Source organism: Psychrobacter pasteurii (genome assembly GCF_900162815.1).
GTDB classification, from domain to species: domain Bacteria; phylum Pseudomonadota; class Gammaproteobacteria; order Pseudomonadales; family Moraxellaceae; genus Psychrobacter; species Psychrobacter pasteurii.
Genome location: NZ_FUGD01000172.1, coordinates 1 through 446, shown reverse-complemented (window position 1 = coordinate 446; position 446 = coordinate 1). Strand labels below are relative to the sequence as shown.

Sequence of the window (446 nt, the reverse complement as noted above, 5' to 3'; positions counted from 1 at the left end):
ATTTTATGGGGTTAAACGCATGACAGCGTATTTGAGGCAACTAGGCTATCAAGTGGGAGAAAAGCGAGTTAGGCGCTTACTACGGCAAATGGGGCTAGATGCCATTTATCAGCATCCTAACACGAGTAAGCCTAACTCTAAACATCAAGTTTACCCGTATTTGCTTAGGCATGTACCGATTAGCCGTTGTAATCAAGTGTGGAGTACTGATATCACCTATATTCACCTAGCCAAGGGCTTCGTGTATTTGATGGCGGTGATAGATTGGTACAGTCGTTATGTTCTAGACTGGTCGCTATCTACCACGCTTGAGGCGGATTTCTGCGTTGATACGGTAAGTAGCTTACTGCACAATGGGTTACGCTGTGAGATTTTTAATACGGATCAAGGCTCTCAGTTTACCAGCCCAAGATTTACCAGACCGCTCATTGAGCAGGGTATTGCCA

1 protein-coding gene is annotated in these 446 nt (G+C 45.1%); it reads left to right on the top strand.

Annotated elements, in window-relative coordinates; genetic code table 11:
* The coding region (locus tag A1232T_RS13080; RefSeq protein WP_143514008.1) for a DDE-type integrase/transposase/recombinase at positions 1-446 on the top strand (446 nt) is incomplete at both ends.